This window comes from Paenibacillus sp. GCM10027629 (assembly GCF_042676425.1).
GTDB lineage: Bacteria > Bacillota > Bacilli > Paenibacillales > Paenibacillaceae > Paenibacillus_K > Paenibacillus_K terrigena.
Map to the genome: position 1 here is coordinate 322099 of NZ_JBHTGZ010000009.1, position 18810 is coordinate 340908.

General features: G+C 46.8%; 18 protein-coding genes and 1 tRNA gene. 13 read left to right on the forward strand and 6 right to left on the reverse strand.

All coding sequences use genetic code 11. The annotated features are described in order from the left end of the window. The first annotated feature begins 55 nt into the window (after positions 1-55). From ACFQZR_RS10745 to ppdK, 5 genes are all read left to right on the forward strand, one after another. Entirely contained in the window at positions 56-736 is a 681-nt protein-coding gene (locus ACFQZR_RS10745) for a response regulator transcription factor (RefSeq protein WP_379345627.1), read from the forward strand. After that, the gene (locus tag ACFQZR_RS10750) at positions 682-2190 is read left to right on the forward strand and encodes a sensor histidine kinase (protein WP_379345629.1); all 1509 of its coding nucleotides are present in this window, start codon (positions 682-684) and stop codon (positions 2188-2190) included. The genes ACFQZR_RS10745 and ACFQZR_RS10750 overlap by 55 nt, the downstream gene beginning before the upstream one ends. 46 nt (positions 2191-2236) lie before the next feature. Continuing rightward, complete coding sequence (locus tag ACFQZR_RS10755; RefSeq protein WP_379345631.1) at positions 2237-2866, forward strand: RNA polymerase sigma factor; 630 nt, start codon at positions 2237-2239, stop codon at positions 2864-2866. A 156-nt stretch (positions 2867-3022) separates the two neighbouring features. After that, on the forward strand, positions 3023-3223 hold the full coding sequence (locus ACFQZR_RS10760; RefSeq protein ID WP_018756988.1) for a hypothetical protein: 201 nt from the start codon (positions 3023-3025) through the stop codon (positions 3221-3223). A gap of 226 nt (positions 3224-3449) precedes the next feature. Further along, on the forward strand, positions 3450-6158 hold the full coding sequence (gene ppdK, locus ACFQZR_RS10765; RefSeq protein WP_379345634.1) for a pyruvate, phosphate dikinase: 2709 nt from the start codon (positions 3450-3452) through the stop codon (positions 6156-6158). Between the two features lie 168 nt (positions 6159-6326). Here ppdK and ACFQZR_RS10770 read toward each other — a convergent pair whose 3' ends face one another. Both ACFQZR_RS10770 and ACFQZR_RS10775 read right to left on the reverse strand, forming a co-directional pair. Next, positions 6327-6566 carry a helix-turn-helix domain-containing protein gene (locus ACFQZR_RS10770; RefSeq protein ID WP_379345636.1) on the reverse strand — a complete coding sequence of 80 codons (240 nt, stop codon included), beginning with the start codon at positions 6564-6566 and terminating at the stop codon, positions 6327-6329. A 21-nt stretch (positions 6567-6587) separates the two neighbouring features. Further along, on the reverse strand, positions 6588-7868 hold the full coding sequence (locus tag ACFQZR_RS10775; protein WP_379345638.1) for an adenylosuccinate synthase: 1281 nt from the start codon (positions 7866-7868) through the stop codon (positions 6588-6590). 129 nt (positions 7869-7997) lie between these two features. Here ACFQZR_RS10775 and ACFQZR_RS10780 point away from each other — a divergent pair, with 129 nt between their 5' ends. Next, the gene (locus tag ACFQZR_RS10780) at positions 7998-8876 is read left to right on the forward strand and encodes a LysR family transcriptional regulator (protein ID WP_379345640.1); all 879 of its coding nucleotides are present in this window, start codon (positions 7998-8000) and stop codon (positions 8874-8876) included. Positions 8877-8941: 65 nt separating this feature from the next. Here the strand turns inward: ACFQZR_RS10780 and ku are convergent, their stop codons facing one another. From ku to ACFQZR_RS10795, 3 genes are all read right to left on the reverse strand, one after another. Next, positions 8942-9799, reverse strand: coding sequence for a non-homologous end joining protein Ku (gene ku, locus ACFQZR_RS10785; protein WP_018756993.1), 858 nt, complete (start codon positions 9797-9799; stop codon positions 8942-8944). A 132-nt stretch (positions 9800-9931) separates the two neighbouring features. Then, positions 9932-10498: a TetR/AcrR family transcriptional regulator gene (locus tag ACFQZR_RS10790; protein ID WP_379345643.1), complete on the reverse strand. Its 567-nt coding sequence runs from the start codon at positions 10496-10498 to the stop codon at positions 9932-9934. 242 nt (positions 10499-10740) lie between these two features. Next, positions 10741-11502, reverse strand: coding sequence for an SDR family oxidoreductase (locus ACFQZR_RS10795; protein WP_379345645.1), 762 nt, complete (start codon positions 11500-11502; stop codon positions 10741-10743). A 286-nt stretch (positions 11503-11788) separates the two neighbouring features. Here ACFQZR_RS10795 and ACFQZR_RS10800 point away from each other — a divergent pair, with 286 nt between their 5' ends. Further along, on the forward strand, positions 11789-11896 hold the full coding sequence (locus ACFQZR_RS10800; RefSeq protein WP_379345647.1) for a YjcZ family sporulation protein: 108 nt from the start codon (positions 11789-11791) through the stop codon (positions 11894-11896). 362 nt (positions 11897-12258) lie between these two features. Then, positions 12259-12357 (forward strand): YjcZ family sporulation protein, encoded by a 99-nt coding sequence (locus ACFQZR_RS10805; protein WP_379345649.1) that lies wholly within the window; start codon positions 12259-12261, stop codon positions 12355-12357. Between the two features lie 375 nt (positions 12358-12732). Here ACFQZR_RS10805 and ACFQZR_RS10810 read toward each other — a convergent pair. After that, positions 12733-12809: transfer RNA gene (locus ACFQZR_RS10810), tRNA-Arg, on the reverse strand. Positions 12810-12920: 111 nt separating this feature from the next. Between ACFQZR_RS10810 and ACFQZR_RS10815 the strand changes: the two genes are divergently transcribed. The 5 genes from ACFQZR_RS10815 (at position 12921) to ispG (ending at position 18809) form a co-directional block, all read left to right on the forward strand. Next, positions 12921-13865, forward strand: coding sequence for a hypothetical protein (locus tag ACFQZR_RS10815; RefSeq protein WP_379345651.1), 945 nt, complete (start codon positions 12921-12923; stop codon positions 13863-13865). Between the two features lie 190 nt (positions 13866-14055). After that, complete coding sequence (gene tig, locus ACFQZR_RS10820; protein ID WP_379345653.1) at positions 14056-15342, forward strand: trigger factor; 1287 nt, start codon at positions 14056-14058, stop codon at positions 15340-15342. Between the two features lie 380 nt (positions 15343-15722). Then, a complete protein-coding gene (gene clpP, locus ACFQZR_RS10825) occupies positions 15723-16313 on the forward strand; it encodes an ATP-dependent Clp endopeptidase proteolytic subunit ClpP (protein WP_018756999.1) in 591 nt (196 codons plus the stop codon). A gap of 12 nt (positions 16314-16325) precedes the next feature. Then, positions 16326-17585 carry an ATP-dependent protease ATP-binding subunit ClpX gene (gene clpX, locus ACFQZR_RS10830; protein WP_018757000.1) on the forward strand — a complete coding sequence of 420 codons (1260 nt, stop codon included), beginning with the start codon at positions 16326-16328 and terminating at the stop codon, positions 17583-17585. A gap of 120 nt (positions 17586-17705) precedes the next feature. Next, positions 17706-18809, forward strand: coding sequence for a flavodoxin-dependent (E)-4-hydroxy-3-methylbut-2-enyl-diphosphate synthase (gene ispG / locus ACFQZR_RS10835; protein WP_379345656.1), 1104 nt, complete (start codon positions 17706-17708; stop codon positions 18807-18809). Position 18810: the final 1 nt, after the last annotated feature.

Genomic DNA, 18810 nt, shown 5'->3' on the forward strand with positions numbered 1-18810 from the left:
TTACTTCATGATTAATCTTCGTGATCATAAGGCGTTGGGAAAGGATGTGCGAGGGATGAGGCAGCCAAAGGTCCTTGTGATTGAGGATGATGAATTTATTCGCGATATGCTTTCCTTATATTTGGATAAACATCAATTTGATTACGATATGGCGGAGACGGGGAGTGAGGGGGTTGAGCTCTTCCTCGCGAATCCGCCTGATATTGTATTGCTAGATATCATGCTGCCGGAAATGGATGGCTTCGAGGTATGCAGAGAAATTCGGCGTTATAACAACGTGCCGATTCTAATGATTACAGGCAAGGGAGAGAGCTACGATAAGCTCAAAGGCTTTGAGCTTGGTGCGGACGATTATATCGTGAAGCCCTTCGATCCGAAGGAACTGATTGCCCGCCTCAAGGCCGTGCTTCGCAGAACGCAGGCAGGTCTAGTACAGGAGATTATTCAGTATCCGGGCTTAACTATTCGAATGGATGAGTACAAACTTGTGTTGAATCATGCTGAATATATGCTGCCGCCCAAAGAAATGGAATTGCTGCATCGACTCGCGACCCATCCCAATAAAGTGTTCACGCGTGAGCAATTGCTCTATCAGGTATGGGGACATGACTATGCGGGCGATTTCCGCACGGTCGATGTGCACATTAAGCGGCTTCGGGAGAAATTGGGTGAAACCGAGGAGTGGCGGATCGTTACCATTTGGGGCGTCGGTTACAAGTTCGAGGTGACCTCATGATACGCGTGCCGAAGCTGAAGTGGAAGTTTGGTATTTTCACCAAAATATTACTAACCATTCTCGGGTTCCTGATCGTCTCGACGTTGACACTAGCTTTGGTGTTTAACTGGTTCTTCCGTGGCGACTTATTAAATTCGCATCGAGATCAAGATCTACGTCAGTTGAAAGATATTACGAACTACATTGAACAAGCCTATGTCGAAGGTTGGAGTAAAAATGCCGTGTATGCCGGACTATCCTTGGTTGTTCCGAAGGAGATGCGTTCCCTGTATCTATTCGATCGGAAGACAGGGAAGGTCATTCTTCGCATCGCCAATGAGAACCGGGCTGATCTGCAGCCGGACCCTAATCTGATTCGAGAAGTCATACGAGACACAGAGATGACACAGAGCAAGTATATCATCGACAAAGAGGACGGCAAGGAAATGTTCACGGCTGGCTCTGTGCTGATCAATGGGAAGCCAAAATGGACGGTCGTGGTGATATCGCGGGCATTCCAGGCTGATTTCTCCAGATTTCACAGTCGAATGCTCATGGCGATATGTGTAACCCTCATTGTATCGTTTATCTTCACGTTGATCTTGTCGCGTCAGTTGACGCGGCGGGTGAAGCAGCTGACCGAAGCGACGCAGGCGATTGCCAGAGGAAATTTCAAGCCGTTCATCCCGCTCAAGTCCAAAGACGAACTAGGTGAGCTGGCGAGCACGGTGCAGCAGATGGCGCATGACCTAGAAGGGGTAGACCGGATGCGTAAAGATTTCATTGCGAATGTCTCCCACGACTTGCGTTCTCCGCTTACATCAATGAATGGTTACATGGAGGCAATCCTGGATGGGACCGTTCCGGAACAGCGGATGAAGCATTATTTGCGCATCGTCAAAGATTTGAATACGCGGTTAATTCGACTGGTGAATGATTTGCTCGATATGAGCAAGATCGATAACGGGCAGCTAGAGATGCAGTTTCGGCCCTTTAATGTCACGGAGACGATTCGCAAAGTGCTTGCGAGTATGGAGCCGCAGTTTGTGAATCATCAAGTGATTTTCCGCGTCTATCCGAAATCGGGATTGGTCTCGGAAGGAGAGGCAGAGGATATCGAAGTTTATGGCGATCCAGACCGTATTAAGCAGGTTCTTACGAATTTGATCCAGAATGCCATTGAATTCTCCCCAGATGGCAAGCCGATTCTCGTGGATTTGATCGCGAGCGATCAGGCCGTCATTATCGTGAAAGATTATGGGATTGGCATGGAGAAGGAACAGCTGGAACGGGTTTGGGATCGATTCTACAAAGCTGATCAAGCTCGAACACGGCGCAATGGAACCGGAATCGGATTATCCATTGTCAAGACCATCATCGAACGTCATGGAACGACGATTCAGGTGGAGAGTGAGCTTGGTGAAGGCACGCAATTTACATTTGCTCTACCGTATGCAAGTCATTCTGATTCATAAGGCATGAAGAATAGCTTAGGACACGGGATAAAAGGAGGTACTTAACATGATGGAAATGTCAGTCCATTACGCGGATCGAAGCAAGGTGAAGCGAAACCGAGATTTCATGGAGGAAGTGGCGCCGTATCTCGATGAGCTGCGCTCTTATTGTATATATGTTGCTGCATCGACTTGGGAAGGAGAAGATCTGTACCAGGAAGTATTGTTAAAAGCGTTCGTCTATCGTAACAAGGTATGCTGCGGCACGGTGCCATTTACGAAGGCTTATCTCTACCGAATGGCTCAAAATATCTGGGTCGACATGTATCGTAAGCACCGGGGGCGTATCATCCCTTGCGAGCAGATCGAGGTTGGCGGTGTGGACTCAAACCGTTATGTGGAAGTACGCGAGCTTGTGGAGCATGTAGCTGACCAAGTTCCTGAGCGCCATATGGAGATGTTCTTGATGCAGGATGTATTCCGTTACTCAATGGAAGAGATTGCAGTCATGCATAATATATCGGTTCCGGCCGTGAAGTCAGCCCTTCATCGAACGCGGACGAAGCTTCGTTCGCCAAAGCGGCCTCAACATACGAGGCCGAAAGACGCCAAGCATCCATCCCGCGTTGAACGGTGGGTATATGCTGTATTGAAGGGTGACCCGAGCAAAATGTTGTCGAATGTCTCACAAGGATAGGATGTAGAGGGCAGCTAGTATAAAGGCTGCTCTTTCTTGTTTTATGTAGAATTTTGATGGAAAATGGTATACAATGAATATTGTCGTTTTTTTTAACAATCGTACGGGATTCCGCTTGCAGGATGACCGGTATTAATAATCATTGGAGTGGGCAACATGAGCAGCAATAATCGAAATCAATTTTTTCCTTATTTGGATATGGATCGGATCATGGGACTTATCGGTCAGATTGAATCTAGCGATGGTAGAACCGGTGCAAGAGCAGAGGAACTGAATCGTACGAAGGTCATTGAGCCGAAGAAACGTAGACGTCCGCAGAGTGTAGATGCGCTGCTGCATAGTGTCTTGAACAATTAAATATGTAGCTGATCAATGCTGATCGATATAAATAAGCTGCCCAAAGGGTCATATGGTATGACTTTTTGGACAGCTTATTTCTTTTTGTGTGCATAAATGGACGCTATTTTCACCAAAAATCCACTTATTAATGTGTCATAATAAATAAATAATGCATTATATATTGCAATATGAGCTTTATTTAGTTATATTTATGACATCATAATTATTTGGGGGGAAATGGGCGATGAACATGGCAACGATGGTGAACCGCAAATGTGTATTTGCTTTTCAAGAAGGTCATGCAAAAATGGTAGATTTACTCGGTGGCAAAGGGGCAAATCTCGCAGAAATGACGCGTGCAGGTCTGTCCGTTCCTCCAGGGTTTACGGTGACGACGGAAGCGTGTCTCGCTTACTTCCGGGATGGGAATCAGTTAAATGATGATGTTATGCATCAAATTCTGATGGGGTTAGCACAGCTCGAGCGCGAGAAGGGACAGTTTTTTGGTGAACGGGATAAGCCGTTGCTCATCTCTGTCCGTTCGGGCTCAGTAACTTCCATGCCAGGGATGATGGATACAATTCTAAATGTTGGCTTAAATGATGAGACGGTTGTCGGAATCAGTGAACTAACAGGCAACCCGCGGTTTGCCTTTGATTGTTATCGCCGATTAATTCAAATGTTCGGTCATGTGGTTATGGGCGTAGATTCGCAGCTGTTCGAGCATCAACTAGAACGGATGAAGAAACGTGAAGGGGTATTACGCGATGAACAGATTTCAGCAGATGGCTTAAAACAGCTGGTGCAGGAATATAAGCTGCTCGTTCAATTGAAGACCGGTAGAATCTTCCCGCAGGACGTCGTAGATCAGTTGCGTCTTGCCATCGAAGCTGTATTCAGCTCGTGGAATAATACCAGAGCACAGGTATATCGGCGATTACACCGGATACCGGATGACCAAGGTACGGCTGTGAACGTGCAGAGCATGGTGTTCGGGAACATGGGCGATACTTGCGGAACGGGTGTTGTCTTCACGAGAAACCCATCTACAGGAGAGAATGCATTGTTCGGGGAGTTCCTGCTAAATGCACAGGGCGAGGATGTCGTTGCGGGCATTCGAACACCGATGCCGATCGCAGCGCTTGAACAGGTCATGCCAGACGTATATCACGAATTGCAACGAACGGTGAAGCAGCTTGAGCTTCATTATCAAGACATACAAGATATTGAATTTACGATAGAGCATAACAAGTTATATCTGCTTCAGACGCGCAGCGGGAAGCGAAATGCACAGGCGGCATTAAAGATTGCTGTGGATTTGGTACGTGAAGGGATCATTACGAAGCGGCAGGCGATTGAGCGAATAGACCCGATGCACCTGGAACAATTGTTACATCGGGCAATTAGCGAAGAGGCACAGCAACAATCACTTGCGAAGGGGCTTCCTGCTTCGCCTGGGGCTGCGGTTGGGCAAGTCGCATTCCATGCCGACACAGCCGTAGCTTGGAGCAAGGAAGGGAAGCGGGTTATTCTCGTTCGGCCGGAGACCACACCTGAGGACATTGAAGGGGTGCTGGCATCTGAAGGCGTCGTGACGCTTCGGGGCGGGATGACGAGTCATGCTGCGGTCGTGGCGCGTGGGATGGGGAAACCGTGTGTCTGCGGCTGTGAGACGATTCAATTCCTTGAAGCAGAGCACTGCATCCAAATCGGGAATCAGGTTATTCAAGAGGGAGATTGGGTGACAATAGATGGTCATCGCGGTTTGATCTGTCTAGGCGAGTTCGAGCTGAAGGAACCAGAGATGACGCAGGAATTATCGGAGTTGCTGGCATGGGCTGATGAAGTTCGCGCGCTGCGCGTACTAGCGAATGCAGATCACCCGCACGATGCACAAGTGGCCAGACAATTCGGCGCGGAGGGGATCGGTCTCTGCCGCACGGAGCATATGTTCTTCGATAAGGAGCGGCTTCCTGTTGTCCAGCGCATGATTCTTGCAGATCATGCTGAAGCAAGGCGAGATGCTTTGGCACAGTTATTACCAATGCAGCAATCGGATTTCGAAGGTATGTTCGAAGCAATGGAAGGGCTGCCGGTGACGATTCGACTACTAGATCCGCCTCTGCATGAATTTTTGCCGAAACGAAAGGAACTGCAAGATAGATTGCAAGAACTACGCGGGCAGGTCGGAATGGCTCGTGAAATCGCTGGAGTAGAAGCAGCGATGAAGAAGGTGGAAGCCTTGGAAGAAGTCAATCCGATGCTGGGGCAGCGTGGCTGCAGGCTTGGTATTGTCTACCCAGAAGTATACGATATGCAGATTGAGGCCATCTTTAAGGCGGCGGCAAGCTGCTTGGAGCGTGGGATCATTGTTCGACCAGAGATCATGATTCCGCTCGTCGGTCATGTAACAGAGTTGAAGTTCTTCCGGGATCGGATTGAACAGATCGCGGGTCAGATACTGAGCAAGATGCAATTGCAACTATGCGCCTACAAAGTCGGCACGATGATTGAAGTACCGCGTGCTGCGCTAACGGCTCGTCAAATCGCTGTTCATGCGGATTTCTTCTCGTTCGGGACGAATGACTTGACCCAGATGACGCTTGGTTACAGCCGTGATGATGCGGAAGGGAAATTTCTATCGCAATATTTGGACCATCGCATTCTGCCTCATAACCCGTTTCAGGTGCTTGATGAGGATGGGGTTGGTCAATTGATTCAGCTTGCGAACACGGCGGGTAAATCTGTTAAGCCCCAATTAAAGGCAGGGGTATGCGGGGAACACGGGGGTGATCCGCAATCGATTCAATTCTGCCATGCCATTGGGCTCGAATATGTGAGCTGCTCGCCATACCGCATTCCGCTTGCTCGTATTGCAGCGGCGCAGGCTGTTATTGCGCAGGAGCGGAGCGTGGAAGAGGCTTCAGTGCAGGTGAAAGGAAAAGCGGTATAATGCGTATTGAGATATTGTGACCGCCTATTTGCCGAGCAACGCTTTGCTGGAGGAAGGTGAAGGCAGTAGGCTGGTTGTAAGCTTCGGAGGTCATATATAGTTGGAAAGGCTTCTCTCAACGTAGATGAACTACGATGAGAGAAGCCTTTTTGGCATGCTCAGAGTAAGCTATTCTGTTCGAGAGGGCGCAAGGTGAGGTGAGGGAAAAGCCTCATACAATTCCCTCACCTCACACCCGATCGTATCTGCGATGGATAAGGCGATCTTGAGCGACATGATGCGCTTGTTCTCAGCCAAGTCGATTAACCGCTCCGGTCGAAGGAGCAGTTTCTGCGCGAGCTGATCGATAGTCATATTCGCTTCGTCTAACCGATCCATCAATAAGCAACGACCTAATTCAAGCTTCATATCGTGATCGCCTCCATTCCTTTACGCGCGTTCCATCATTTGCTCACGGTTTGGACCGACGGAGATGAAGCGAATAGGTACGCCGATTAAGCGTTCTAAATGCTCTACATACTGTTTCGCTTCCGATGGCAGTTCGTCGAACGAACGGATATGGGAAATATCGCATTTCCAGCCTGGCATCGTCTCTACGACAGGTACGGATTTCTGCAGTTGCGGCGTATTTGGGAATTCTTGCGTAATCTGCTCGTTGTTTTTATATGCTGTGCAGATTGGAATTTCATCCAGATAGCCGAGCACGTCGAGGTTCGTCAGTGCCACTTCCGTTGCGCCCTGCAGCTTGCAACCATAGCGCGTAGCTACCGCATCGAACCATCCAACTCTGCGCGGTCTTCCGGTTGTTGCGCCGAATTCGCCTGCATCCCCGCCGCGTCTGCGCAATTCGTTCGCTGGTTCATCGAAGATTTCTGCGACGAATGGTCCTTCGCCGACACAGCTGGAATAAGCTTTGGTTACTGCGACAATGCGTGTCATTGCATAGGGAGGCACGCCTGCGCCGACAGGAGCGAAGCCAGCCAAGGTAGAAGATGAAGTGACATAAGGATAGATCCCGTGATCAGGATCGCGAAGGGCTCCTAATTGTCCTTCCACCAAGACTTGCTCCCCTTGCTTCAACGCTTGATGCAATAGCGTTGTTGTGTCGCTCACATAGGGCTTCAGGAAGGCTGCTTGCTCGCGCAATTCGTTCATGAGTCCTTCAATCTCATAGGCCGGTTTATGGTACAAGTGCTGAAGCAACACGTTCTTCGCTTCAAGTGAACGAAGTAACTTGGTTCTAAGGAGTTCTTCGTCATATAAATCGCTGACTTGAATACCGAGTTTAATATATTTATCCGAGTAGAATGGCGCGATACCCTGCTTCGTAGAGCCGAACTTGCGATCTGCAAGGCGTTCTTCCTCTAATTCGTCGAACAAAATATGATACGGAAGAACAACCTGTGCGCGGTCCGATACATGAAGTTTGGGCGCAGGTACGCCTCGGGAGATCAATTCGTTTAATTCTTTTTGTAAATTGGGAATGTTCAGTGCAACGCCAGGCCCAATCACATTGCCTACGCCCGGATTAAATACGCCTGATGGGAGCAAGTGCAGCGCGAACTTTCCGTAATGATTAATAATCGTATGTCCTGCATTGCTTCCTCCTTGATAACGAACAACATAGTTCGATTTCGCCGCAAGCACATCCGTAATCTTACCTTTTCCTTCATCGCCCCAATTGGCACCCACAATCGCTGTAACTGTCATTTCTGCACTCCTATTCATGGTTGGAATTTCGTTCTAACTTCAGTATAATAAAGTTCCCCTTATTAATATAATTAATATTTATAATAGTTGATATTAATCTGATTTATACATGGAGAGGTGACATCCCCTTTGATTCAGAATATGGAATTGTATCAGGTGTTTTATATAACGGCCAAAGCAGGCAGTCTCTCCAAGGCTGCGACCGAGTTGTTCATCACGCAGCCTGCTGTGACGCATTCCATCAAGCAGCTGGAGGCGAAGCTAGGAGGACAATTGTTTTTCCGCACGTCTAAGGGTGTGCGATTAACGGCTGAAGGCGAGGTTCTCTTCACTTATATTGAGCAAGCCTACCATTTTATACTCAACGGCGAACGAAAAATGGCCGAAATTCAGCAGCTAACTGAAGGGGAGGTCAAGATTGGCGCGGGTGATACGCTATGCAGGCATTTTCTATTGCCACATTTGCAGACGTTCCATGAAGCTTACCCGCAGATCAAGATCCAAGTGACGAACCGGACGACAAGGGAAATTATCGGATTGTTAAAAGAGGGGAAGATCGATATTGGGATCGTCAATCTGCCGATCACAGATCATCAAATCGATGTGCAAGAAAGTATGGAGATTCACGATTGCTTCGTGACGGGCGAGAAGTTTAAGTTTTTATCGAAGTCCCCGATTTCACTTGAACACTTGCTCAAGCACCCCATCATTTCCCTAGAGCAGGGAAGTAGTACGCGTACCTATGTTGATCGGTTTGTGGCCGCGCAGGGTCTTGTCCTGAAGCCCGAAATTGAACTCGGAAGTGTTGATCTACTGGTAGAGTTTGCGCGGAGTGGGTTTGGGGTGTCCTGCGTTACGCGAGAATTTGTTGAAGCGGAATTGTCTGATCAATCACTATATGAGATTAAGCTTCAGACGCCGATCCCCCCAAGACGGGTGGGTATCATCAAGCTGCGGAGCACGCCGCTGCCTGCGGCTGCAAGACAGATTTATGAAATGCTGTTGTGAGTGGATGTGAGGGGAGCATAGATTCACACACATGAAAAGAGTCCCGGGATCCCGAGACTCTTTTTTTATGAAACAGACTCCTCCGGCGACGACTTCATCGCTTTTTTGCTCGTTACTTTCTTTTTCGTGCTTTTGACCTCTGCCACGACTTCGGCTGGTTTGGCTGCATCAATGCTAGCCTGAAGGGCCGCCATCAAGTCAAGCACATTCGATTGAGCTGCTGCTGGCGCCACCGTGATTTCTTCACCCGTAATTTTCTTCTCAATCAGGTTGACCAACTGATGACGGTACTCGTCCTTGTACTTCTCCGGGCTAAATGAACTGGATAGATGTTGAATCAACAGTTGTGCCATCGCTAGTTCTTTTTCATTGATCTCAGGTTGGGACGGCAGATTGGGAACCTGTCCAATCGGTCTAATCTCATCGGGGTAATAGATGGTCTCCATCACGATACAGTCATCGATGATTCGTAGGGCGGCGAGGTTCGTTCGCGAACGGATCACGACGTTGCAGATGGCGATTTTGCCGGAACGCTTAAGAGCCTCTACAAGCAGGCTATATGCGTTAGCTCCCGTCTCAGCCGGTCCAAGATAATAAGATTTCTGGAAAAATAACGGATCCACCTCATGCAGATCGACAAAATCTAAAACTTTGATCGCTTTATTCGCTTCCGGCAGCAGTTTGTCCAACTCGTCTTTATCGAAAGTAACGTATTTGTTCGGTTCATATTCGTAGCCGCGGAAGATGCTCTCTGATGCGATTTCTGTATTGCATGTCCGACACGTCTTCACATGATTGATGGGTGAGCCGCAGTCTTTATGCAACGTCTTCATCGAGATATCCTTCTCTTCAGTTGCTGAGAACATTTTCACAGGCACGTTGACTAGGCCAAAGCTGATCGCGCCTTTCCAGACCGTATGCATTCGTTTCCCCTCCAACACTTCTTTTTATCATTTATATCCGCATGGGGAGGGGTTGATACCAAGTATTTAGAAAATTCACGTGTAGGAATGCCGTTTGCTTATCCGGAACAGACGAAAGTTTTCCATGTGACCTTATGTCTTAACCTCCGCCCCCAAGATGTAGGTGAGCTGTTCGTTCATATATTCGGGGCTGTGTGCAAAACCGTCTTCACACCACTGGATGAGCAGACCCATTATCGCATTCGCTTGATAAGAGAGAAGCAACGAGAGGTCTTTATGACCTAGCGGGTAAGACGATGCGCTTTGCTGCATTAAGCTTTTTATTTTCTCCAGCAGCGAGTAGTAGTAGGTCAGCGATGATTTCCGATTGAACACGATCTCATAGAACGGCTGGTACTTCTTCACGTGATGAAAGATCCGAATCGTCGAAGGGTCCAAACGGTTTGGGGTGATCTGGTTATCGTGCCGATAGGGTTCGTAATACGAATCCTCCAAATCTTGAAGCAAATGTTGAAGATGCTCGTCAAAAATTTCTTCGACGTCTTTATAATGCAAGTAAAACGTGCCTCGATTGACCCCGGCCTCCCGGCAAAGGGCGGATACAGAGATAGATTCGAGCGTTTTTGTTTTTAATAGCGCGAGCAGCGCCCGTTGAAATGCTTGTGTTGTTTTAATGACCCTTAAATCACTTTCATTCATTCCCGGTATTCATCTCCTATTTAAATCACGGCTATGATCCGCTTAATGAACAACTCTATTATTATCTGTTCAATAATTTTCAATGAAGTGATTATATAATGTTGCCTACGAAATGTACATGACCGAGAGTGCGCTCATGATAGCATGTGAAAAAGGCTGTAAGCAGCCAAGCTGTCTACAGCCTTACATTCAAATTCGATATGATGTTAGAATTCCGCTAACACTCTTGTCGATTGCTCGTATTAGAAGCCCGCTGTCCAACCGGCATCCGCCGTAATCACCGCGCCGTTCACGAAGCTTGATTCATCCGATGCCAGGAACAAAGCCACTTGCGCGATTTCTTCCGCTTGTCCGACACGTGGAATGACGCCTTGCGTCACCTGTGTTCGCGAAGCGCCAAACTCGTTGACATTTTTCATCGTGGAAGCGATGTTCGTCATGGTTGCTCCAGGCGCAATCGCATTGCAGCGAATGCCTTGCTGTGCATACATGAAGCCCGTATTCTTGGTGAGGCCGACCACCGCATGCTTGGAAGCGGTATAAGCTGCCCCGGCATGCGCGCCGCTGAAGCCGCCCGTCGACGCCGTGTTAATAATGACGCCTTTTCCTTTCGCCAGGAAGATCGGAAGCGCTGTGCGAATGGCCCGCATGACCGCTTTCGTATTCACTTCAAAGATGAAATCCCATCTCTCATCCTCCACGTCTCCGACAGGAGCCATGTTATCCATAATGCCGGCATTATTCACCAGAATATCGAGCGTTCCGAATTCATTGACGGCCTGATCGATCATCGCTTTAATATCGTTCGCATCAGCGACGTTCGTTTTGATGGCGATGGCTTTACCCCCGCTTGATATAATGCTGCTCGCAACAGCTTCCGCACCTTCAATGTTCAAATCGGAAACGACAACACTTGCGCCTTCTTTTGCGTATAATTCCGCAATCGCTTTCCCCATACCTGATGCTGCTCCTGTTATGACCGCTACTTTACCTTCTAAACGCATGACGAGTCCCTCCGAAAATTTTATTGAACAGTTGTTCATTAAAAATTATAGAGATGTCTTCGGGTTCGTGTCAAATTTCAAGCTCCTAAAGAAAAGGGGGTTTATTACTATTCTCTCTGTGCAACATGACTGAAAGATAAGGAAAAGAAAATTTCTGAAACTTAACGGGATCAGACGATGAATGTCTTGATTCCAATTTAGGTGGAATAACCAGTGACAATCGTCCAAACAAAGTGAGATCCGCCTTCATAACATAACGTGTACTTAATAATAAGGAGGTGTTGACATGGGTGATTTCCGTGGAGGTTTATTTACAAGCACAGGTACAATCCTTGTTTTGTTCATCTTGTTAGTAATTGTTTCTTGTGCATGTATTGGTGGTTTTGGTATCTAATAATGCCGATAAAGTACAGTTAGTGCCTAATGATGATAACGTGGATATAGAAATGAAAAGAGCCTCGGAGTGATCCGGGGCTCCCTAACCCAATAACTAACTACTAGTGTTCATTCTTCTTTCGATTACATAGGTTAAATTTGCAGTGACAGATTAACTTAACGGGAAAACTCCGAAGACGAGGGCATTATCGTCATACTCGCGTTGCGATCCGTTCTGAAAATAACCGTAATTTCTGCACCGAGGATCAGACGATGGTTATCTTGATTCCAATATAGTGGAATAACCGGTAACAACCATCCAAACAAAGTGAGCTCAGCCTTCATAACATAACATGTACTCAAAAACAGGGAGGTGTTATCATGGGAGAGTTTCGTGAACGCTTTACAAGCACAGGTACTATCCTTGTATTGTTCATCTTGTTAGTAATTGTCTCTTGTGCATGTATTGGTTTTGTATAACAGAATAATTAGTGCCTGATGATGAAAACGTGGATATAGAAATGAAAAGAGCCTCGGAGTGATCCGGGGCTTCCTAAGCCAATAACTAACTACTAGTGTTCTTTCTTCTTTCGATTACATAGGTTAAATTTGCAGTGACAGATTAACTTAACGGGGAATGATAGCTGAATATTTCATGGAATAGACCCGGTTATGCCGGGTTATTTAGTGCAGAAATTCATGTGTAAAAAATGTGTAAAGTGATATGAGCTTCTATCGTATTCAAACGTATTCTAATGACCTTATGTATAATAAAGCAAAAAGCCGTAAACCCTTAATTATCAAAGGTTTACGGCTTATTATCTATACAATCAATCTATGTAATTTAAGAATAAATGGCGTCCCAGAAGAGATTCGAACTCCCGACCGACGGCTTAGAAGGCCGTTGCTCTATCCAGCTGAGCTACTGGGACAACAGAACCTATTGTAACAAAAGATTTGATGAAGTGCAATAGAAAATTTTAATTTTATTCGGTATAATTAGTTTTGATCAGAATAAGCACGCGTTGCATAGGAGAAAGTTGGTGCATCTTATTACGAAATCGCATGAGCAAGACACCTATCCGAACAATATTATATTATTCCCAAAGATGCTGGATGTGTATCAGATTCAGCTGACGCGTTTTCTGGAGACAGAACAGTATGGAGAAGCCGTTCGTTTGCTTCAATTTCTACTGGGTTGTCAGGGCGTTGAACAGCATAAGACCGAATGGCAGGCTCTATTGGACTGGCTGCTCGGGGCTTTTCCAGATGCCGGGGCGATTGAAGGAGTTCCGCTGGATGAAGTGGACGAGAGCGAAGGAGACATGGCTGAGCAGTATTTTCGTAATAAGGTGGACCAAGACCCTGATTATGTGAATAAGCTTCTCGATAGCATCGTGAACGGTCCCTTGACGCCGCAGAAGCTGTTAGGGCTAGAGCAGCTCACTTATTTGGACCACCCCGAGATCGATGACGTCCTGCGTTCGTGGTTGGTTATGGAGCGGCTTCCTGCACTGCTGCAGTTCCATATTCTTCAGACGCTGCGCAAACGCGGGGCCAGAGGGACCATTCAATTCACCCGCGGCCAAGAGACGGTAGAACTCGAGATTCAAGATACGCCTGTTGGATATGATGATTTTCCATCCGCGGTACGCAGTGTCCCAGAACGGGTCCGAGAGCAGACAGAGGTACAAGATCCTGGGCTCTCATTACTTGCGTTAGATCTATGGCAGCAATGTGTAATGGCAATGTACGGTACACCTGCTTACCGAAGTATTCTGGCCGATGAGGATGCGACGATTGATATTTGGGCGGCGGCGCTGCATATTTGGATGAGAGAGATGCTGTCAGGCGGCCATGACATCGATGCAGAACGTATCGAAATTAGGGAGTATTACGGAATTACGGACGCGCTAAGGTTCCGAATGGAGCAAGCGCATAAGCACCTCAAAAACTTAATCGAAAGCCCGCTATTACGCATGGAATAACGAACTATAGAGAGGAAACGCATTTTAGGCGGTTTCTGTCAAGTCGCATTCTTGCTTAAAGTCGAGATGTTGTATATAATATAATGGTTGTTTCGAACGTGGACGAGTCATGGGTCTTGCGCATTGAATCAACGAAAACGCTGATCATGTGCATCGAGCCATGTGAATTTTTTGGAGGGGAAGGCATAAAATGAAAGCAAGCTGGGAAAAAATAGAGAAGAACCTTGGGGTTCTACAAGTTGAAGTTGACGCAGAGCGCGTTACAGGTGCCTTGGACAAGGCATTCAAAAAAGTTGTACAGAAAGTAGCTGTGCCTGGATTCCGTAAAGGTAAAGTTCCACGCCCTATTTTCGAGAAAAGATTTGGTATTGAAAGTTTGTACCAAGATGCAATCGATATCTTGCTTCCGGAAGTGTACACTGAAGCGGTTGCGGAGACGAACATCGAGCCTGTTGATCGTCCTGAGATCGATGTTGAACAATTCGGTAAAGGCGAGAACTTCGTATTCAAAGCGAAAGTATTGGTTAAGCCTGAAGTGAAATTGGGCGAATACAAAGGTATCTCCGTTCCAGTTGAAAGTGTAACTGTTACAGACGAAGAAGTAGCTGCTGAGCTTGAGCGTCTTCAACAACGTCACGCTGAATTGGTTGTTATCGACGAAGATACAGCTAAAGAAGGCGATACAGTTATTATCGACTTCGAAGGTTTCGTTGATGGTAATCCATTTGAAGGCGGTAAAGGCGAGCGTTACTCCTTGGAACTTGGTTCCAAATCGTTCATTCCAGGCTTCGAGGAGCAATTGATCGGCCTTGGAACAGGCGACTTCAAAGATGTTGATGTAACATTCCCTGAAGTGTACCACGCTGAAGAACTTGCTGGTAAACCAGCGGTATTCAAAGTGAAGCTTCATGAAATCAAACGCAAGCAACTTCCAGTTCTTGATGATGAGTTCGCTAAAGACGTAAGCGAGTTCGATACACTTGACGAGTTCAAAGCAGATTTGACAAAACAAATCTCTGATCGCAAAGTGAAAGAAAACGAAGCGAAACGTGAAGGCGAAATCGTTGAGAAAGCAGCAGAAGCAGCTGAAGTTGAAATTCCTGAGCCAATGATCGACACTGAAGTTGATGCAATGGTTCGCGACTTCGACAACCGTCTTCGTGCACAAGGTATGAACCTTGACATGTTCATGACATTCTCCGGTCAAACGATCGAAGACATGAGAGGTCAAATGAAAGTGGATGCGGAGAAACGCGTTCGCAACAACCTTGTTCTTGAGCAAATCGCAAAAGAAGAGAACATCGTAGCGACGGAAGAAGATGTAACGGAAGAACTTTCGAAAATGGCTGAAGCGTACAAACGCTCCACAGACGAAATCCGCAGCATCTTGAGCGCGAACGGTTCCCTTGCAAATCTTCAAGAGGAAGTTGCAATCCGTAAAACGGTTCAATTCCTTGTTGATAACAGCAAGAACTAATCACAACTGAAGCAGGTCAATAAGGCACGTATATCACATGCGTGCCTTTATTTGTACCAATTCAGCCTTCGTAAGACATGAATACATACATAATGAACGTTGAGGTCATCTACTTCGAGTCGCTCATGCAGCCTATGATAGCTTTGCCTTCGCAAGGCTTATAAGTCGTTCGCTAGCGAAATGGATTTGAAGGCGGTGTAATCACGTTCAACCCATTGTTTTTTCACATATTGCTGTGCCCCAAGGTTCGTGCAAGACACAATTTCCAGTACCATGATACATAGAATGTAATAGCGTCGTTGCAGAGGAAATGACATGGCACCTGGAACGTGATAAAATAACAGTAATTCACTAATTGAAGAGGAAAAGAGGTTGGTCAAATGAATCTGATACCTATGGTTGTAGAGCAAACAAATCGAGGCGAAAGATCTTACGATATCTACTCGAGATTGTTAAAGGATCGCATTATATTTTTGGGGAGTGCGATTGATGATGATGTAGCCAATACAGTCATTGCCCAACTCCTCTTTTTGGCAGCCGAAGATCCGGAGAAAGATATCTCACTATATATCAATTCCCCGGGTGGGTCGGTAACAGCTGGATTGGGTATCTTGGATACGATGAATTTCATCAAACCGGATGTATCAACGATCTGTGTCGGTCTAGCTGCAAGTATGGGCTCTCTACTCTTGACAGCTGGAGCGAAAGGCAAACGATTCGTCTTGCCGAATAGTGAAGTGATGATTCACCAGCCATTAGGCGGTGTGAGAGGTCAAGCGACCGATATTAAGATTCATGCGGATTGGATCATTAAGACGAAGCAGAAATTGAATCAAATTTATGTGGATACGACGGGTCAACCCCTTGAGAAGATCGAACGTGATACAGACCGCGACAATTTTATGGGTGCAGAAGAAGCCGTAGCTTATGGTCTGGTTGACCAAGTTCTCACTCGGCCCATTTTGAACTAAGGGGGGGATTCCATGTTTAAGTTTAACGAAGAAAAAGGTCAGCTGAAATGTTCGTTCTGCGGCAAATCGCAAGAACAAGTGCGTAAGCTCGTAGCTGGTCCTGGTGTATATATATGTGATGAGTGTATCGAGCTCTGCACAGAGATTGTGGAGGAAGAACTTGGTCACGATGAGGATATCGATCTCAAAGATATTCCGAAGCCAATGGAAATCCGCAATATTCTAGATCAATATGTCATTGGTCAAGAGCAAGCGAAGAAGTCATTATCCGTGGCGATGTATAACCATTACAAACGAATTAACACCCAAAGCAAGATCGAAGATGTTGAGCTTCAGAAGAGTAACATTCTATTAGTTGGACCCACAGGTTCAGGTAAAACGTTGCTTGCGCAGACAATGGCCAAAATCCTCAACGTTCCGTTCGCAATCGCGGATGCAACTTCCTTGACGGAAGCGGGATATGTGGGTGAAGACGTTGAGAACATCTTGCTGAAGCTAATCCAAGCTGCTGATTACGATGTAGAAAAAGCGGAACGCGGCATTATCTATATCGATGAAATCGATAAAGTTGCTCGCAAATCGGAGAATCCTTCGATCACGCGTGATGTTTCTGGCGAAGGCGTGCAGCAAGCACTTCTCAAAATTCTTGAAGGTACGGTTGCATCGGTTCCTCCGCAAGGCGGACGGAAGCATCCACATCAAGAGTTCATTCAAATCGATACGACGAACATCTTGTTCATCTGCGGCGGGGCATTTGATGGCCTAGAGCAGTTGATTAAGCGCCGGATTGGTAAGAAAGTCATCGGATTTAACTCCGTTGGAGATAGCACGAAAGAATTGAAACCAGGCGAGTATCTATCGATGGTACTGCCGGAAGACTTGCTCAAATTCGGATTAATTCCTGAGTTTGTAGGACGTCTGCCTGTCATCTCGACACTTGAGCCACTGGATGAGAGCACGCTTGTTCGCATTTTATCCGAGCCGAAGAATGCGCTTGTGAAGCAATACCAGAAGCTACTTGAGATGGATAACGTCAAATTGGAGTTTGAGCATGCGGCATTAGAAGCCATCGCGAAAGAAGCGATTAAGCGGAATACCGGTGCACGCGGTTTGCGTTCCATTATTGAAGGTGTTATGCTAGATGTAATGTACGAAGTTCCATCGCGCGACGATATTACGAACTGCGTCATTACAGAGAAAGTCATTCAGGAGAAAGTTGTGCCTGAGTTGACTGCGAAGAAACCGAGCAAGAAAAAAGAAGAGAGCGCCTAAGCTGGCGTGAAGTGAATATATAACGCGACTCAAATTCTCCACTTGTTCATTCGGAAATCCGTGCTAGGTAGCGCTGGTGGATGACGGGTGGAGTTTTGACGTTCTTGGGAGAGAATAAATATGTTCTTGAGAAAGCAGACACGACCGATCAAAGTCGGCAACCTAACGATTGGCGGCAGTGATGAAGTCATCATTCAGAGCATGTGTACAACGAAGACGGCAAATGTGGAAGCAACCGTGGCGGAGATTCTTCGTCTCGAAGAAGCAGGCTGCCAAGTCGTCCGTGTAACGGTGAACAATATGGAAGCGGCAGAGGCGATCAAGGAGATCAAGAAGCAGATTCATATTCCACTCGTGGCGGATATCCATTTTGATTATCGCCTTGCATTAGCGGCCATCGAGAATGGGATTGATAAGGTACGGATTAATCCGGGGAATATCGGTCGTCGTGAGAAGGTTGAAGCGGTCGTTAAGGCATGTAAAGAGAAGGGGATTCCGATTCGGATCGGCGTGAATGCGGGCTCGCTTGAGAACCACTTGCTTGAGAAGTATGGCTATCCAACGGCCGAAGCGATGGTCGAGAGTGCCAAGTTCCATATCGGAATCTTGGAAGAACTTGATTTTCACGATATTATCGTCTCTCTTAAAGCATCGGATGTTCCGATGGCGATTGAGGCTTATCGGATGGCTTCGGAGAGCTTTGACTATCCGCTTCATCTCGGGATTACAGAAGCAGGAACCTTGTTCACAGGCGCTGTAAAGAGTGCTGCAGGGATCGGTGCGCTTTTATCGATGGGCATCGGTTCGACGGTACGTATCTCCTTGAGTGCGGATCCGGTGGAGGAAGTGAAGGTTGCACGAGAAATTCTCAAATCATTCGGTTTGATTTCTAACGCAGCGACTTTAATTTCTTGTCCGACTTGCGGGCGTCTCGATATTGATCTCTTCTCGATTGCTAACGAAGTCGAAGAGTACATCGCGAAGATTAAGGTTCCGATCAAAGTCTCTGTGTTGGGCTGTGCCGTGAATGGCCCGGGTGAAGCGAGAGAAGCTGACATCGGAATTGCAGGCGCGCGCGGTGAAGGGATGTTATTCCGTTATGGAGAAATGATCCGTAAGGTGCCAGAAGCGGAACTATTGAATGAATTGAAGAAAGAAATAGATATAATCGTTGACGTGTATAATCGTACGGGAGAAATTCCAGGACGTAAACAGCACGCTTAAT

Coding starts and splice junctions, on each gene's coding strand:
- ACFQZR_RS10755 (WP_379345631.1), top strand. CDS start 2,237: ATGATGGAAATGTCAGTCCATTACGCGGATCGAAGCAAGGTGAAGCGA.
- clpP (WP_018756999.1), top strand. CDS start 15,723: ATGAATCTGATACCTATGGTTGTAGAGCAAACAAATCGAGGCGAAAGA.
- ACFQZR_RS10795 (WP_379345645.1), bottom strand. CDS start 11,502: ATGCGTTTAGAAGGTAAAGTAGCGGTCATAACAGGAGCAGCATCAGGT.
- ACFQZR_RS10800 (WP_379345647.1), top strand. CDS start 11,789: ATGGGTGATTTCCGTGGAGGTTTATTTACAAGCACAGGTACAATCCTT.
- ppdK (WP_379345634.1), top strand. CDS start 3,450: ATGAACATGGCAACGATGGTGAACCGCAAATGTGTATTTGCTTTTCAA.
- ACFQZR_RS10760 (WP_018756988.1), top strand. CDS start 3,023: ATGAGCAGCAATAATCGAAATCAATTTTTTCCTTATTTGGATATGGAT.
- ku (WP_018756993.1), bottom strand. CDS start 9,799: ATGCATACGGTCTGGAAAGGCGCGATCAGCTTTGGCCTAGTCAACGTG.
- ACFQZR_RS10770 (WP_379345636.1), bottom strand. CDS start 6,566: ATGAAGCTTGAATTAGGTCGTTGCTTATTGATGGATCGGTTAGACGAA.
- ACFQZR_RS10775 (WP_379345638.1), bottom strand. CDS start 7,868: ATGACAGTTACAGCGATTGTGGGTGCCAATTGGGGCGATGAAGGAAAA.
- ACFQZR_RS10805 (WP_379345649.1), top strand. CDS start 12,259: ATGGGAGAGTTTCGTGAACGCTTTACAAGCACAGGTACTATCCTTGTA.
- tig (WP_379345653.1), top strand. CDS start 14,056: ATGAAAGCAAGCTGGGAAAAAATAGAGAAGAACCTTGGGGTTCTACAA.
- clpX (WP_018757000.1), top strand. CDS start 16,326: ATGTTTAAGTTTAACGAAGAAAAAGGTCAGCTGAAATGTTCGTTCTGC.
- ACFQZR_RS10745 (WP_379345627.1), top strand. CDS start 56: ATGAGGCAGCCAAAGGTCCTTGTGATTGAGGATGATGAATTTATTCGC.
- ispG (WP_379345656.1), top strand. CDS start 17,706: ATGTTCTTGAGAAAGCAGACACGACCGATCAAAGTCGGCAACCTAACG.
- ACFQZR_RS10790 (WP_379345643.1), bottom strand. CDS start 10,498: ATGAATGAAAGTGATTTAAGGGTCATTAAAACAACACAAGCATTTCAA.